The organism is Paraburkholderia sp. BR10141, from assembly GCF_056155635.1.
Genome location: NZ_JBMIQH010000001.1, coordinates 362,231 through 376,940, shown reverse-complemented (window position 1 = coordinate 376,940; position 14,710 = coordinate 362,231). Strand labels below are relative to the sequence as shown.

Sequence of the window (14,710 nt, the reverse complement as noted above, 5' to 3'; positions counted from 1 at the left end):
GAGAACGCCATGCCCCATCTCACCCTCGAATACAGCGCGAATCTCGCGGATGCGAGCAGCATGGGTCAGCTATGCGAATCGCTCGCGCACGTGCTCGATGCACAACGCGACGAGAACGGCGCGCGCGTGTATCCACGCGGCGGCATTCGCACCCGTGCGCTGCGCTGCGAGCAGTACTTCATTGCCGACGGCAACCCCGGGAACGCCTTTCTGCACGGCTGCCTGAAGATCGGCGCAGGCCGCTCCCAGGCCGTGCGACGGGCGACGGGCGATGCGCTCTTCGAGGCGATCAAGCAGCACTTCGAACAAGCCTTCGCGTCGCACGGCCTCGCGCTCTCGCTCGAAATCGTCGAGTTCAGCGAGGAAGGCGCGTGGAAGCACAACAACCTGCACGCCCGGCTCAAAAACGCGAGTTCATGATGCTAGATCAGCAAACCATCTGCGAGCTGGCCGCACGGCTCGACGAAGCGGAACGCACGCGCACGCAGCTGCGGCATTTTTCGCGGTTGCATCCGGAGATGACAATCGACGACGGCTACGCGATCCAGCGCGAGTGGGTCAAACTCAAGCTCGCCGCGGGCCACACGATCAAGGGCCGAAAAATCGGCCTGACGTCGCGCGCCATGCAGCGCGCGTCGCAGATCGACGAGCCCGACTATGCGCCGCTGCTCGACAGCATGTTCATCCCGGCAGGCAGCGAGATTCGCGCGGAACGCTTCATCGCGCCGCGTGTGGAAGTGGAATTGGCGTTCGTGCTGAACCGGCCACTGCAAGGGCCCGACGTCAAGCTCTTCGATGTGCTCGATGCAACGGCCTATGTGACGCCGGCCATCGAGATCATCGACGCGCGCATCGAGCAGTTCGACCGCGAAACCCACGCGCCGCGCAAGGTGTTCGACACGATTTCCGACTTCGCCGCCAACGCGGGCGTCGTGCTGGGCGGCCGCCCGGTCAAGCCGCTCGACGTGGACCTGCGCTGGGTCGGCGCGCTGCTCTACAGGAACGGCGCCGTAGAGGAAAGCGGCCTGGCCGCCGCGGTGCTCGACCATCCGGCAACCGGCGTTGCCTGGCTCGCCAACAAGATCGCGCGCCACGACGAGCGCCTGGAAGCCGGCGACGTGATCCTGAGCGGCTCGTTCACGGCGCCGATTCCGGCACGCGCGGGCGATACGTTCCATGCCGATTACGGGCCGCTGGGCGGCATCGGCTTCCATTTCATCTGATCAGGATGCCGTCATCATGGCCGTACCCGCCAACCCGTTCAAGCGCGCGCTCGCGCAAGGCCGCCCGCAAATCGGCCTGTGGGCCGCACTCGCCGACTCGTACGTAACCGAACTGCTTGCGAACACGGGCTTCGACTGGCTGCTGATCGACGGCGAGCACGCGCCCAATGATTTGCGCAGCACGCTCGCGCAACTGCAGGCCGTCGCACCCTACCCCACGCACGCGATTGTGCGGCCCGTGCGCAACGACGCGGCCATCATCAAGCAACTGCTCGACATCGGCACGCAAACCCTGCTCGTGCCGATGATCGAGAACGCCGAGGAGGCACGCGCCGCCGTCGCCGCGACGCGCTATCCGCCGCACGGCGTGCGCGGCGTGGGCAGCGCGCTTGCGCGTGCCTCGCGCTGGAACGGCTCTGCGGATTATCTGCATCACGCAGCGGAAGAACTGTGCGTGCTGGTCCAGGTGGAAACGGCAAGCGCGCTCGCGCAGCTCGAAGCCATCGCGCAGGCAGGAGGCGTGGACGGCGTGTTCTTCGGGCCCGCGGACCTGAGCGCTTCGATGGGCCTGCTGGGCCAGCCAGGCTCGCCGCAGGTGCGCGAGGCGATCTGCAACGGCATTCGCACTGTGCGCGCGCAAGGCAAAGGCGCGGGCGTGCTCGCGGCCGATCCGGTCATAGCGAACGAATATCTGGAAGCTGGCGCGACGTTCGTCGCCGTGGGCAGCGACGTGTCGTTGCTTGCACGCAGCGCAAGCGAACTGGCCGCGAAATTCCGCCAGCCTGCGGCGCGCGGCTAACGCACGTTCATCCCGCGTTCATCGCGTCGCGCGCGGGGCGCGCTTCATTCGCCCGCTTCCCCGCTCTGTATGAGCTTGGCCAGCACGCTTGCCAGCACTTCGCGCTCGTGCTCGCTCAGCGTGGCGAGAATCGCGTCGTTCGTCGCCTTCGAGATCGCCGTGGCGCGCCGGTAGGTACTGCGCCCCTGCGCCGTGAGCGCCACGAGCACGCCGCGCCCGTCCGCCTCGTTCGAGGTCTTGGCGAGCAGGCCCTTGCGTTCGAGCACGTCGGTGGCGCGGCTCGCCTGGCTGCGGTCGAGATTCGATACGCGCCCGAGATCCGACACCGACAACGATCCGAACGCGCCCACGCTGAGCAGCAGCCGCGCCTCCGTGAGCGACAGGGAGAGCGCTGCCTCGAACGCGTCGCTCATCGTGCGATCGGTCTGCTTCTTGAGCACATGGAGCCGATAGGTGAACAGCTCCGCGATGTTGTACTTCCCCGTCATGGATCTTCCCGCCTGGTTTTCACCGGCCGCGAAATGCGGCCACGCCGTCAGGATAGCATCGATGAAAGCGCTGTTCTGCAGGCATTTCATGGAAAGTTTGATGCTTGCACACGCATTTATTTGCGCGTAGGATCGGCGTGATCAGAGCCCGCCACGAGGAGACTTTCATGAATGAAAACATCCAGCGCACGCGCCCCGAATGGTGCGACCCCACGGAATGGGCGGTGCGCGTGCAACTCGCCGCTGTGTATCGCGTGTTTCATCTCATGGGTTGGACCGAGCTGATCTTCAATCACATTACGCTGCGCGTGCCCGGGCCGCACAAGCATTTCCTCATCAACCCGTTCGGGCTCACGTATGACGAAATCAAGGCCTCGAATCTCGTCAAGATCGATCTCGAGGGCAATATCCTGAGTCCGAGCGAGTATCCGATCAACCCGGCCGGCTTCGTGGTTCACAGCGCGATACATGCAAACGTGGCAGACGCGCATTGCGTGATGCATACGCACACCACGGCAGGGCTCGCGGTGGCGTGCATGGAAGGCGGCCTCGCGTATACGAACTTCTATTCGGCGCAGCTGCACGACATGGTCGCGTATCACGACTTCGAAGGCATCACCGTGCACGCCGAAGAAAAATCGCGCATCCTGAAGTCGATGGGCGACAAGCGGCTGCTCATTCTGCGCAACCACGGGCTGCTTTCGCATGGTGTGACCCTCGCGCACGCTTTTGCGCTGCTCTGGACGCTCAATCGCGCGTGCGAGGTGCAGGTCGTGACCGATTCGATGCGCGGTCAGACGCTGCCGATCTCGCCCGCCATTACCGAACGCTCGACGCGCGACGCCTTGCAGTTCTCGCCCGAACACGGCGCGGGCCAGAACGTGCTCGACGCGCTGATCCGTCGTGTCACGCGCATCGACCCGTCTTATCAGGAGTGAAAGTTTGAACACCCCGAACCGGAAGATCACCGTCGTCGGCGGCGGTGCGATCGGCGGCCTGCTCGCGGCGCGCCTCGCGCGCGCGGGCATCGCCGTAAATCTGCTCGCACGCGGTGCGCATCTGGAAGCGATTCGCCGCGACGGTCTGACGATCGTCGAAGGCGACACGCGCTACACGCAAGCCGTCAACGCCACGAACGACGCCGCATCGCTCGGCGCGCAAGACATCGTCTTCGTTTGCCTGAAGGGTCAGGCGCTCGCCCAGTCGGCCGCTTCGCTCGCACCGCTCGTGGGCCCGCACACGCATATCGTCTCGGCGATGAACGGCGTGCCCTGGTGGTTTCTCCACGGCTTCGGCGGCACGCATGCGAATGGCCCGCTCGAAGCGGTCGATCCCGGTGGTGTCGTCTCGAAGGCGCTGCCGCCCGCGCAGGCTTCGGGCTGTGTCGTGCATCTGTCGTCGTCGATTGCGGGGCCGGGCGTGATCCGCAAGGGCGGCGGCAATCATCTGATCGTCGGCGAGGGCTCGGCGCACATGGCCGCGCGCGCACAGGAAGCGCGCGAGCTGCTTGCGCGGGCCGGCTTCGAGGTCACGAAGGCCGCGCCGATTCAGGCCGATATCTGGGCGAAGCTCTGGGGCAACATGACGATGAACCCCATCAGTGCGCTCACGCGCTCGACCGCCGACGTGATTCTCGACGACCCGCTCACGGCGCAGCTCGTGAGCGCGGTCATGGCCGAGGCGCGTGCGATCGGCGAAGCGCTCGGCATTCGCCTCGCGATGACCATCGAGGAACGCAACGCGATCACGCGTAAGCTCGGGGCGTTCAAGACCTCGATGCTGCAAGACGTGGAAGCGGGCCGCTCGCTCGAAGTCGAAGCACTTCTTGGCGCGCCCTATGAACTGGCGCAGCGCGTGGGCATCGCGGCGCCGTCGCTCGGCATGCTCTACGGTCTGGCGCGCCAACTCCATTCGAATCTCGAAGCGGCGCGCCAGAAACGCTAGCCATCAATCCTCGAGCGGTTTGCCCGTGAGGTCGCGAATAAACGGCAGGGCGAGGCACGAGATCGCCACGCACGCCATCACGTACCACGCGGGCGCGAGCAGATTGCCCGTGCTCTTCACGAGCCAGGTGGCAACGGTCTGCGCGAAGCCGCCGAAAATCGCCACGCCGATGCCATAGACGATAGCCATGCCCGTCGCGCGCACGGCTCGCGGGAACATCTCGGGCAGCATCGTGATGGAGGGCGCGGCCTGCAGCCCAAGCAGCACGCTCAGGCCGCCTACGGTGATCAAAAGACGCGCGGCATCCGGGCCGCTCGCGAGCCACAGGAACGCCGGGTAGATCAACAGCAAGACACCCACGCGCGGCCAGAAGATCAGCGCGCGGCGGCTGAACCGGTCGCAGAGCAGGCCCGATACGGGCGCCACCAGAAAGGTCACGACGCCGGAAACGAGCCCCGCCAGCAGGGCCGTGGGCGCGGGCACCTTCAGTTCGTGAATCGCATACGTCGGCATATAGAACGTGACGACATAGGCCGTGACCGTGGAGCCGATCGTCAGCAGGATGCCGAGCGCCGCGCGCCGCCAGTGATCGCGCAGCACGGCGAGCACCGGCATGCGCACCACGCTCGCCTGCGGCGGCAACTGCTCGTCAAGACGCCGGCGAATCCACATACCGAGCGGCGCGATCGCTACGCCCATGAGGAAAGGCACGCGCCAGCCCCAGGCGAGCAGCGTGTCGGCGGCGAGGAAAGTCGTCAGGAGTCCGGCCGTTAATGCGCCGAGCGAAACGCCCATCCCCTGGCTCGCGAACTGCCAGCTGCCGAGCAGGCCGCGATTGACGGGCGTGCCCGCCTCGATCAGCAGCGTGGTGGATGCGCCCACTTCGCCGCCCGCGGAAAATCCCTGCAGCAAGCGCGCGAACACGATCAGGACCGGCGCAGCCACCCCGATCTGCGCGTAGGTGGGGGCGAGGCCGATCAGCATGCAGCCCAGCGCCATCATGAAGATGGTGAGCGTCATGGCAGGCTTGCGTCCGGCGCGGTCGGCATACGCGCCGATCACCACGCCGCCCAGCGGCCGCATGACGAAGCCCACGCCGAAAGTCGCCACCGAGGCCAGCAACTGCCCGTAGCTCGACATGGTGGGAAAGAACAGCTTGCCGATGGTCAGCGCGAAGAAGCTGTAGACGGTGAAATCGAAGAATTCGAGCGCATTGCCGATTGTCGCGGCGACGATCAACTGCGTTCGGCTCAGTTTGCCCTTGCGCACTCCGGTCATGCTGACGCTGTTCATGGCTCTCCTCGTCGGCCTCTGGCGGGCCTGAATGTTGACCGTGCAACGGTAGCATTCGCCCGGGCGCACGCGCCACTGATCAAAACCCGCGTACGCCACGAACCGCGTATGGCAATGAAACGTCCCTTTTATCGGCGCCCGGCATGCGCGTCTCATCCGCGTTCGTAAGGTAAAAGAGGCATACTCCCGGCATAGTCAGCACTCACGTTTCGCGCGCCGCGCCATTTTTTGGCGGTTCCGCAAACGCCCTGCGGGCCACCCACGCACAAAGTGGGCACCGAAATTGCGGCAGCGCGTCGAACGTTCCGACGAATCGGGCGCCGGCAGGCTATGCGCCGCGCCAACGCGCTTCCAGCCGCGCGTTTTGTCCCGCTGTCTTTTCCTCCGCCGCCACTGAAGGGTCGCCGCAGTCGCGACCCGTAAGCCCATGACAAGGATGTCCCTTTCTTCTGCCTTTCGGTTCCCGCGCGCGTCGCGCCTGCAAGCTCTCGTTGCCGTCCTCGCCGTTTCAGCCGGCCTGACGCTCGCGCTCGGCGCGTCGCGTGCAGCGGCGGCGACACCGGCCACCGTCGCCGAAGCGTTCAAGCCCGGCGCGAGCCCAGCGCATCCCGCCCAGCCTGCCGCGCCCGCCGCTAATGCCAACGCGGCCAACCCGGCCGCCCCCGTGGCGCTCACGCCCACGCAGGCGCAAGCCGCCCTGCAGGTGCTCGACGATCCCGTGCAGCGCGGCCACATGGAAGACACGCTGCGCGCCATCGCCGCCGCTGGCGCGCTGGCCGTGCCCGCCTCGGCGAGCGCGGCGGCCAGTGCGCCCGCCGCGGCCTCCGGCGCGGCGGCATCCACAGCCGCTTCGGCGCCGCTCGCGGGCGCATTGCGCTCCAACGGTCTGGTCGTGCAGATCGCCGATCACGCGGCGCACGGCGCGCGCACGATGGGCCAGCATCTGAGCCATACGTTCGCGACGCTGCTCGGCCTCTGGTCCACGCGCAACTGGTGGCAGGACCATCTGAACACGCCGGAAGGCCACGCGCTGATGCTCGCGCTGCTGCGCGTGCTGCTGCTCACGCTCGTGCCCGCGCTCGCGCTCGCCACGCTGCTGCGCCGCGTCGTCGCCACGCCGGAGCGCGCCATTGCCGCGCATCAGGCCGCGAAACAGCGCGAGGACGCCGGCCCTGCGCAAGGCGGCACGCCGACGCCGCAGCCACAAACACCTGAAGCGACGGGCACGAGCCTCGCGCTCGCCGCGCAGGCGAAAGCCGCCGATGCGAAGGCCGACGCGGAACAAGACGCCCTGCGCGAAGCCGCCGGCATGGAGCCGGCCGAGGGCAAGAGCGGCCAGGACGAAAAGGACAGCGACCCGAACGCCGGCCCCAACGCGAACGCGGGCGCCAACGCGGCAGCGCGCGCCACCGTGGTCGCGGCGCAAGCCGAGGACAACGCCAGCGCCTCGCCAAAAACCGCCGCCGACCGCGCGAAAGAGGCGTACCACGCGCTGCGCGGCGCGCATCACTGGCGCCTCTTGCAGCGTCTGCCGGGCGCGTTGCTCGTGATGCTGCTCGAAGTCGTGCCCGTGATCGCCTTCGGCCTGTGCGCCGCGGGCGTGCTGTCGCTCTTCGGCCCCGACGACGCCGCGCCCGCCGAAGCCGTGGGCCAGATCGTCGATACGTATGTGATCTGCCGCGTGATCGTGATGTTCGGCAAGCTGCTGTTCGCGCCCGACGCCGCCGCGCTGCGCCTCGTGCCGCTACCCGACGACTGGGCCGCTTACGCGCAGCGCTGGCTCGTGCGCGTCGTCGTGATCGGCGGCGTGGGCGGAGCGATTGGCGGCGCGGTGCCGCTCGGCATGACCGAGGACGCGCATCTCGCACTCGTGAAGGTCGTCACGCTGGTCGGCCACCTCGCGCTTGCCGTGATGATCCTGCAGCTGCGCCGCCCCGTGGCCGACGCTATGCGCGCCGCCGCCGCACGCCATGGCTCGTATGCCTGGTTCATGCAATGGTTTGCCGACATCTGGGTGGCCGTGGCGCTCTTCGTCGTCCTCGCGCTCTGGTTCGTCTGGGCGCTCGATCTGCGCGGCGGCTACGCGGCGCTGCTGCGCGCGGGCGGACTCTCGCTCGTCGTGCTGCTCGCCGCGCGCGTGAGCGCCATCGTGCTGCTCGGGGCGTTGAGCCGCGCGTTCGGCTTGCGCGACGATCAGGAGAAGATGAGCTTCGGCCAGCGCCGTGCGTATCGCTATTACCCGGCACTGCGGCGCATCGTCGTCGTGGCGATCTGGATCGTCTCGCTCGACCTGCTGCTGCACGTCTGGGGCCTGCGTCCCGCACGCATTCTCGCGCTCGCGCCGATGGGGCATCTGCTGGGCTCTGCACTCCTCACTATCGTGATCGCCGTCATTGCCGCCGTCGCGATCTGGGAGTTCGCGAACGGCGCGGCCGAGCGGCGCCTGAACGCATGGACCGACGCGGGCGACTTCGTGCGCGCCGCGCGTCTGCGCACGCTCTTGCCGATGTTCCGCACCACGCTGCTCGTTTCGATCCTCGTCGTGGTCGGGCTCACCGCGCTCTCGCAGCTCGGCGTGAACACCGCGCCGCTGATTGCGGGCGCGAGTATTTTCGGCGTGGCGCTCGGCTTTGGCTCGCAAAAGCTCGTGCAGGACTTCATCACCGGTATCTTCCTGTTGACGGAAAACGCCATGCAGGTGGGCGACTGGGTGACGGTGGCGGGCGTCTCGGGCACGGTCGAGTTTCTCTCGATCCGCACCGTGCGCCTGCGCGGCGGCGACGGTTCGCTCTACACCGTGCCGTTCAGCTCGGTGACGACGGTGAACAACACGAATCGCGGCATCGGCAACGCGGCGGTGAAGGTGCAGATCGCGCATGGCGCGGATCTGCAGCGCGCCATCGACACGCTCAAGGACATCGGCGCCGAGATCCGCAAGGAAGACGCGTTCAAGAACGGCATTCTCAGCGACTTCGCATACTGGGGCGTCGATCAGGTGGATGGCGCGGCCGTCACGCTCGTCGGGCAGATTCAGTGTAAGGACTCGGCGCGCTGGGGTGTGCAGCGCGAGTTCAACAAGCGCGTGTTGCTGCGCTTCACGGAACGCGGCATCGAGCTGGCGAATCCGCAGCGCAACTTCCTCGTGGGCATGGCGCGCGGTGACGATGTCGAAGGGCATACGCACGGCGACGATCACGACGATGACGACGCCACCGACAACGATCGCGCGCGGGCGCAGGCGCATGGCGCTTCGAAGACGGGCGCGCAAGGCGGCAAGCCGCGCGCCGGCCGCGCCGGTGCGTCGGGCGACGGTAACGGGTCGTCGAGCGGCAAGCCGAATTGATGCGTGGACATCATGGCCGGTGCGCGGCTCGCGCGCGCCGGCCTCACCCGTCGCTTCGCCCGATCGATCTCCCGAAAAGTCTCACCGATACGGGGCGAGCAACGTCGCGGCGCAACGCTGGCAGGGTAAAGTTCTCCGTCTAATCAAGGGTCTGCGAGCGGTGGCATGAGGCGCTGCACGCGCGGCGCGGTGAGTCCCGAAGAAGCTCACCTTTCCTCTGCTTGCGCGGCGCGCCCGATATAATCGATTTGCCATTCAACGAGGACATCTCATGAAATCACTGATTGCCCTGGTCGCCGCTGCCACCGTTGCAACGACCGCGTTCGCCGCCAACCCCATCGACAAGTTGCCGTCGGGCGTCGTCGTCGAACACATCAAGCAAGGCACCGGTCCGCAGCCCACGGCCACCGACGTCGTGCGCGTGAACTATCGCGGCACGCTCGCGAACGGCACCGAATTCGACAGCTCCGACAAGCACGGCGGCCCGGCGACCTTCCCGCTCAATCGCGTGATTCCGTGCTGGACGCAAGGCGTGCAGAAGATGAAGGTCGGCGGCAAGGCGAAGCTGACCTGCCCGGCGGCGACCGCTTATGGCGATCGCGCGGTCGGCCCGATTCCGCCGAACAGCGATCTCACGTTCGAAATCGAGCTGATCGGGATCGGCCAATAAGGCCAGCAGATTCTGCAGGCAAAAAAACGGGCGGTTGAGGTGTCACCCTCGCCGCCCGTTCTTGTTTTTGCAGGGACGCAGGCCTTACGCCTCGACGTCCTCGAAACTGAAGATTTCCGACTGGTCGTTGTACGAAAAGACCTCGCCGTAACGCGCCCACTCGATCACGGTATCGAGCGTTTCTTCGGCGTCGACATCGGAAAGCACGTCCTCCAGCTCCTGCTCGAAGCGCACGCGCGGCGCGCGATGGCCCGGGCGCTCGTCGAGCACCTTCTTGATGCGCGCCGCGAGCGGCACGTTGCGCAGCAGGTGATCGGCGAACATGAGCTTGCGCGCCTGCGTGCCCATCTCCGCAAACACGCGGGCGGGCGGCGTGAGCAGCACATCGCCTTCGCGCACGTCGGCGAAGCCGAGCTGCTGCAGCATTTCCACGATCGGGAACAGGTCGTCGACTTCCAGATGCAGCGAGCGCGCGATTTCCGGCATGTCGGCGCGGCCGTGATACGGTGCGGCCGCCAGCGTTTCGATCAGACCGGCCATGATGTTGGTCGACACGTCCGGCAGGCGGCTGCCCACTTCGAGACGGCGAGTCGTGGCCTCGGCGGCTTCGCGCGCCGTCATCTTCGCGTAGATGTCGTCGACGAGCTTGCGGAACGCCGGATCGAGACGATTGCGCGGATGCTTGAACGGCACCTTGATCTCTGCCGACACGCGCCCAGGGTTCGACGACAACACGAGAATGCGGTCGCACATGAACACCGCTTCCTCGATGTTGTGCGTGACGATCAGCACGGACTTGATCGGCAGACGCCCTTGCGTCCACAGGTCGAGCAAATCGGTACGCAGTGTTTCGGCGGTCAGCACGTCGAGCGCGGAGAACGGCTCGTCCATGAGCAGGAGCGTCGGGTCGACCACGAGCGCGCGCGCGAAGCCCACGCGCTGGCGCATGCCGCCCGAAAGCTCACGCGGATAGGCGTTTTCGAAGCCGTCCAGACCGATCAGGTCGATGGCCGCCAGCGCCCGCTCGCGGCGCTCGCGCGCGCCCACGCCCTGCGCTTCGAGGCCCGCTTCCACGTTCTGCAGCACCGTGAGCCACGGGAACAGCGCGAAGGTCTGGAACACCATCGACACGCCTTCGGCCGGCCCTTCGAGCGGCTTGCCGAGCCAGTTCACCTCGCCTTCGGTCGGCTCGATGAGCCCGGAGATGATGCGCAGCAGCGTGGACTTGCCCGAGCCGGAACGGCCCAGCAAGCCGACGATCTCGCCCTCGCGCAGCGTGAGGTTCACGTCGTCGAGCACGAGGCGCTCGTCCTCTTTCTTCGCGAAGCCGCGCGAAACATGCTTGACGGCGAGCACTTCCTGGCCGGGAGCGGGCCGCATCGGCAGCAGGTCGGAAGAGACGATTTTCGGATTCAGCATGATGTCACTCCATCTCAATCGAGGCGCAGCCGGGACTCGGCGTAGGTGTACAGCGGACGCCAGAGCACGCGATTGAACAACGTAACGAACAGGGACATCATCGCGATGCCCAGAATGATCTTCGGGAAGTCGCCGGCGGCGGTCGTTTGGGCGATGTACGAGCCGAGGCCATGCGCGACGACTTTCGTGTCGCCCCACTGCACGAACTCGGAGACGATGCTCGCGTTCCATGCGCCGCCGGAAGCCGTGATCGCACCCGTGATGTAGTACGGGAAAATGCCCGGCAGCATGGCCTTCTTCCACCATTGCCAGCCGCGAATGCGGAAGTTCGTGGCCGCTTCCTTGTAGTCGTTCGGATAGGCGCTGGCACCCGCGATCACGTTGAAGAGGATGTACCACTGCGTGCCGAGCACGATGAGCGGCGAGAGCCAGATGTCCGGGTTCAGGTGAAAGCGCACGATCACGATCACGAACACGGGGAACAGCAGGTTCGCCGGGAACGCGGCGAGGAACTGCGCGAGCGGCTGAACCTTCTCGGCAATCGCCGGACGCAGGCCGATCAGCACGCCGAGCGGCACCCAGATCACCGAAGCGATAGCGATCAAGAGCAGCACGCGAAAGAGCGTGATGAGGCCGAGCACGAACACGTGCCAGACTTCATCGAGCGTGACGCCCGTGCGCACATAGGCCACGACGCGCCACACCACGAACACAGTCAGCGCGATCACGAACGCGGCCCAGACGATGTCGCCGATACGCGAGCGCTTGCTGATCGTGGTGACGACGGGCAGCGACTTCGGCAGTTGCACGCGCAACGGAATGCGCGCGAGCGTGGCGAGCAGGAAGCCCATCGGCACGAGCAGACGGTGAATGAGACGCGTGCGGCGAATCAGGTCGAGCAGCCACGATTCGGGCGCGTCGCCCGAGCTCGTGTTCTCCATGCGGAACTTGTCGGCCCACGCGACGAGCGGGCGGAACAGGAACTGGTCGTACGCGAGAATCACGACGACCATCGCGAGGATCACCCAGCCCACGGCGTGCAGGTTCTTTTCCGCGATCGCCTGGGCCAGATACGCGCCGACACCCGGCAGCGTGATCGTGTTGTTGCCCACCGTGATCGCTTCGGAGGCCACCACGAAGAACCAGCCGCCCGACATCGACATCATCATGTTCCAGATGAGGCCCGGCATCGAGAACGGCACCTCGAGCTTCCAGAAGCGCTGCCAGCCCGTGAGATGGAAACCTCGCGAGACTTCATCCAGATCGCGCGGCACCGTGCGCAGCGACTGGTAGAAGCTGAAGGTCATGTTCCAGGCCTGGCTCGTGAAGATCGCGAAGATCGCCGCAAGCTCGGCCCCCAGCACGCGCGAGGGAAAGAGCGCGAGAAAGAACGTGACCGTGAACGAGATGTAGCCGAGCACCGGCACCGACTGCAGGATGTCGAGAATCGGCACGAGCACCTGGCCCGCGCGGCGGCTCTTCGCCGCGAGCGTGCCGTACACGAGCGTGAAGATGAGCGAGGCCACCATCGCCGCGAGCATGCGCAGCGTGGTGCGCATGGCGTACTCGGGCAGGTTCGCGGGATCGAGCGAGATGGGCTGCGCCTTCAACGTGGCAATGGGCGCCATCGTCTCGTGAAAGCCCACGGCCGCCATTGCGATCAGGCCGATCATCAGCGGGAACGCCACGAAGTCCCAGCGGTTCGGCAGCACGCGCCACGCCGAGGCGTTGGCCGTGCGGTTCAGGTTGAAGCTGAACTCCATTAGCGGCCTCCGTTAGCGAGTACTGGCGTGGGCACGAGCACGCCGGCGCAGGCGCGCGCTGCGCGGCGGGTCGTTCGCAATGTGTGGTTGAACTGGTTCATGTCGAAGCACCGGCGATGGGTTATTGCGCGAATCCCTCGCGCGGCGCGTAGGGCCGGCCTGGCCGGCAGGGCATACGCGCGGGGATCCGTTACTGCTTGTCTGATTCAGACCCGAAACACGCGCGCTCGCAGGTCTCGCCAGCGCGCGGCAAGTCGCGATTCCCGGCAGGGCGGCGGGGCGCTCGCGCGCTCACGCGCGCCGAGCAGATCGGGATGGAAGGTGTGCTGCGTTTGCTGCAGTTGCGACAGATGCGGCAAAAGAAGGCCGAAGTTCATACTGGTTCTCCTGGCGTCGCGGGGGACGCGTTGGGGAGGAAAGCCAGCAGACCCGGCAGGGCGCAATCTTTCAGCGCGCGGCGGCTCGCGTCTGCCCGCTTTCCTCAGTGCAATTCAAAAGGAAGCGGCATAACGGATAACTGTCACTGTCAGACATCGGAACTCCTTATCGTCACGGCGGCTGAGCCCAGGGCTTGCATCGAGTCGGTAGCTCGAACGCGAAGCGGCTTCAAGGGCTTCAAAGCGCGCATGTGTCGATCCGCGCGTCGCGCTCAGGGCGCAACGAACGAACCGTGCCGCAAGCGCGCATCGATCAGGGCGGGCTTACGGCGCGATGTCGGCCATCCGCGGCGCTCGATACGGTCAAGGCGCTGCGGCGTCGGTCGACGCTATTCAAGAGTGCACGAGGATTTACTGCTGGACGCGCACCATCTGCCTGGCTGGCAAGACGGCGGCTGGAAGAAAAGGAGCGCGGACGTCCTGCCGGTCAGGCAGCGAAACTGTTCGAAGATCGACAACTGCTACTGTCCAAGGCGTCAGCCCCTTTTGTTAAGACGGGCGAATTTTAGGCGCGCCACCTGTCCGAAGTCAACACGATTCGCATCCCGCGTCAAATCTCGTGCCAATGTCGCCACAGCGCGCACCGGCGGCCCGCTCGGGCACGCGCCCGGTTCGCCACAGCGCATCCTTGGCTCGATCGGAGCGGCCTGCATTTTTTGGGGATGCATCGCCCGCCGGCGGCCTTCCGTCTGTCGCCTCGATCCGGCTTGTCTTTCAAAGAGGGATCGTTCACTTCACCATACTGCCTGCTACCCACTGCGTCTGTGCGGCGACGGTCATTCAACCCCGGCCGCAATGTGCGTACCCGGCGTCGCGCGCGTCACGCGCTCTTGCGCAATGCGTGCTGGCTGGCATCGCCTGCGCCCATGCGCTCGAGCCGCTCGCTTGCCTCGGTCAGCGCCCACAGCGGCGCGCCTTGCAACTGGCGGTCATACACATTCACGAGTTGCGCAACAGCCTCGAATCCCGCATCGTCCAGCTGCCAGCCGCCGCCCGTGTTGCCGCTCTCGAAACAGGCGATCAGCGCGGCATCCGCCGCTCGCACCTGTTCCGGCTCGAGCGTGCCATATCCGGCCTCCGCAATCGATTGCGCGAGCACGTGAGCATGGAGCAACGCGCGTGCGTCGTCGCCGGTGCCGCCGCGGCGCAGCGCGGCGAGCGCGAGATGCACCTGCAGCGCGAGTTCGTTGGCGACCGCGCGCGGGATCGGCAGCAGCATCGACTTGCTGCGTCGGGGGCGACCGGCTTGCGAGCGCTGCGGGAAAGGGATGGTCCTGGCCATGGAAGGGCAAGTAAGAGTCTGTTCCGTGCAATAACGGCACGGCGCGCCG

General features: G+C 66.4%; 13 protein-coding genes. 7 read left to right on the top strand and 6 right to left on the bottom strand.

Annotated features, from left to right (window positions below; genetic code table 11):
• Positions 1–9 precede the first annotated feature (9 nt).
• The 3 genes from ACOJB8_RS01795 to hpaI are packed head-to-tail and all read left to right on the top strand — an operon-like array spanning position 10 to position 2,022.
• Positions 10–420: a 5-carboxymethyl-2-hydroxymuconate Delta-isomerase gene (locus ACOJB8_RS01795; protein WP_368682427.1), complete on the top strand. Its 411-nt coding sequence runs from the start codon at positions 10–12 to the stop codon at positions 418–420.
• Positions 420–1,223, top strand: coding sequence for a 2-oxo-hept-4-ene-1,7-dioate hydratase (hpaH, locus tag ACOJB8_RS01790; protein WP_475010946.1), 804 nt, complete (start codon positions 420–422; stop codon positions 1,221–1,223). Before ACOJB8_RS01795 ends, hpaH begins: the two co-directional genes overlap by 1 nt.
• Before the next feature lie 16 nt (positions 1,224–1,239).
• Positions 1,240–2,022, top strand: coding sequence for a 4-hydroxy-2-oxoheptanedioate aldolase (gene hpaI / locus ACOJB8_RS01785; protein ID WP_342946870.1), 783 nt, complete (start codon positions 1,240–1,242; stop codon positions 2,020–2,022).
• A 44-nt stretch (positions 2,023–2,066) separates the two neighbouring features.
• On the opposite strand, the gene ACOJB8_RS01780 is transcribed toward hpaI, so the two are convergent.
• Entirely contained in the window at positions 2,067–2,510 is a 444-nt protein-coding gene (locus ACOJB8_RS01780) for a MarR family winged helix-turn-helix transcriptional regulator (protein ID WP_069261861.1), read from the bottom strand.
• A 167-nt stretch (positions 2,511–2,677) separates the two neighbouring features.
• Between ACOJB8_RS01780 and ACOJB8_RS01775 the strand changes: the two genes are divergently transcribed.
• On the top strand, positions 2,678–3,448 hold the full coding sequence (locus ACOJB8_RS01775; protein WP_069261516.1) for a class II aldolase/adducin family protein: 771 nt from the start codon (positions 2,678–2,680) through the stop codon (positions 3,446–3,448).
• A gap of 4 nt (positions 3,449–3,452) precedes the next feature.
• Positions 3,453–4,454, top strand: coding sequence for a 2-dehydropantoate 2-reductase (locus tag ACOJB8_RS01770; RefSeq protein WP_475010764.1), 1,002 nt, complete (start codon positions 3,453–3,455; stop codon positions 4,452–4,454).
• Between the two features lie 3 nt (positions 4,455–4,457).
• Here the strand turns inward: ACOJB8_RS01770 and ACOJB8_RS01765 are convergent, their stop codons facing one another.
• Entirely contained in the window at positions 4,458–5,747 is a 1,290-nt protein-coding gene (locus ACOJB8_RS01765) for an MFS transporter (RefSeq protein ID WP_342946866.1), read from the bottom strand.
• A 436-nt stretch (positions 5,748–6,183) separates the two neighbouring features.
• On the opposite strand from ACOJB8_RS01765, the gene ACOJB8_RS01760 reads away from it, so the two are divergent.
• Positions 6,184–9,090 (top strand): mechanosensitive ion channel family protein, encoded by a 2,907-nt coding sequence (locus ACOJB8_RS01760; RefSeq protein ID WP_475010761.1) that lies wholly within the window; start codon positions 6,184–6,186, stop codon positions 9,088–9,090.
• 271 nt (positions 9,091–9,361) lie between these two features.
• On the top strand, positions 9,362–9,760 hold the full coding sequence (locus tag ACOJB8_RS01755) for an FKBP-type peptidyl-prolyl cis-trans isomerase (protein ID WP_069261520.1): 399 nt from the start codon (positions 9,362–9,364) through the stop codon (positions 9,758–9,760).
• Positions 9,761–9,844: 84 nt separating this feature from the next.
• Here ACOJB8_RS01755 and ACOJB8_RS01750 read toward each other — a convergent pair whose 3' ends face one another.
• From ACOJB8_RS01750 to ACOJB8_RS01735, 4 genes are all read right to left on the bottom strand, one after another.
• Positions 9,845–11,179, bottom strand: coding sequence for an ABC transporter ATP-binding protein (locus ACOJB8_RS01750; RefSeq protein ID WP_069261521.1), 1,335 nt, complete (start codon positions 11,177–11,179; stop codon positions 9,845–9,847).
• Positions 11,180–11,193: 14 nt separating this feature from the next.
• Complete coding sequence (locus ACOJB8_RS01745; RefSeq protein WP_069261522.1) at positions 11,194–12,942, bottom strand: ABC transporter permease; 1,749 nt, start codon at positions 12,940–12,942, stop codon at positions 11,194–11,196.
• Positions 12,943–13,148: 206 nt separating this feature from the next.
• Positions 13,149–13,319, bottom strand: coding sequence for a hypothetical protein (locus ACOJB8_RS01740; RefSeq protein ID WP_176732804.1), 171 nt, complete (start codon positions 13,317–13,319; stop codon positions 13,149–13,151).
• An 880-nt stretch (positions 13,320–14,199) separates the two neighbouring features.
• On the bottom strand, positions 14,200–14,598 hold the full coding sequence (locus ACOJB8_RS01735) for a hypothetical protein (protein WP_342946863.1): 399 nt from the start codon (positions 14,596–14,598) through the stop codon (positions 14,200–14,202).
• Between the last annotated feature and the right edge of the window lie 112 nt (positions 14,599–14,710).

Bases quoted from the DNA above. Each gene is read 5' to 3' on its own strand.
- ACOJB8_RS01745 (WP_069261522.1), bottom strand. From the start codon at position 12,942: ATGGAGTTCAGCTTCAACCTGAACCGCACGGCCAACGCCTCGGCGTGG.
- hpaH (WP_475010946.1), top strand. From the start codon at position 420: ATGCTAGATCAGCAAACCATCTGCGAGCTGGCCGCACGGCTCGACGAA.
- ACOJB8_RS01755 (WP_069261520.1), top strand. From the start codon at position 9,362: ATGAAATCACTGATTGCCCTGGTCGCCGCTGCCACCGTTGCAACGACC.
- ACOJB8_RS01740 (WP_176732804.1), bottom strand. From the start codon at position 13,319: ATGAACTTCGGCCTTCTTTTGCCGCATCTGTCGCAACTGCAGCAAACG.
- hpaI (WP_342946870.1), top strand. From the start codon at position 1,240: ATGGCCGTACCCGCCAACCCGTTCAAGCGCGCGCTCGCGCAAGGCCGC.
- ACOJB8_RS01765 (WP_342946866.1), bottom strand. From the start codon at position 5,747: ATGAACAGCGTCAGCATGACCGGAGTGCGCAAGGGCAAACTGAGCCGA.
- ACOJB8_RS01780 (WP_069261861.1), bottom strand. From the start codon at position 2,510: ATGACGGGGAAGTACAACATCGCGGAGCTGTTCACCTATCGGCTCCAT.
- ACOJB8_RS01760 (WP_475010761.1), top strand. From the start codon at position 6,184: ATGTCCCTTTCTTCTGCCTTTCGGTTCCCGCGCGCGTCGCGCCTGCAA.
- ACOJB8_RS01735 (WP_342946863.1), bottom strand. From the start codon at position 14,598: ATGCTGCTGCCGATCCCGCGCGCGGTCGCCAACGAACTCGCGCTGCAG.
- ACOJB8_RS01750 (WP_069261521.1), bottom strand. From the start codon at position 11,179: ATGCTGAATCCGAAAATCGTCTCTTCCGACCTGCTGCCGATGCGGCCC.
- ACOJB8_RS01795 (WP_368682427.1), top strand. From the start codon at position 10: ATGCCCCATCTCACCCTCGAATACAGCGCGAATCTCGCGGATGCGAGC.
- ACOJB8_RS01775 (WP_069261516.1), top strand. From the start codon at position 2,678: ATGAATGAAAACATCCAGCGCACGCGCCCCGAATGGTGCGACCCCACG.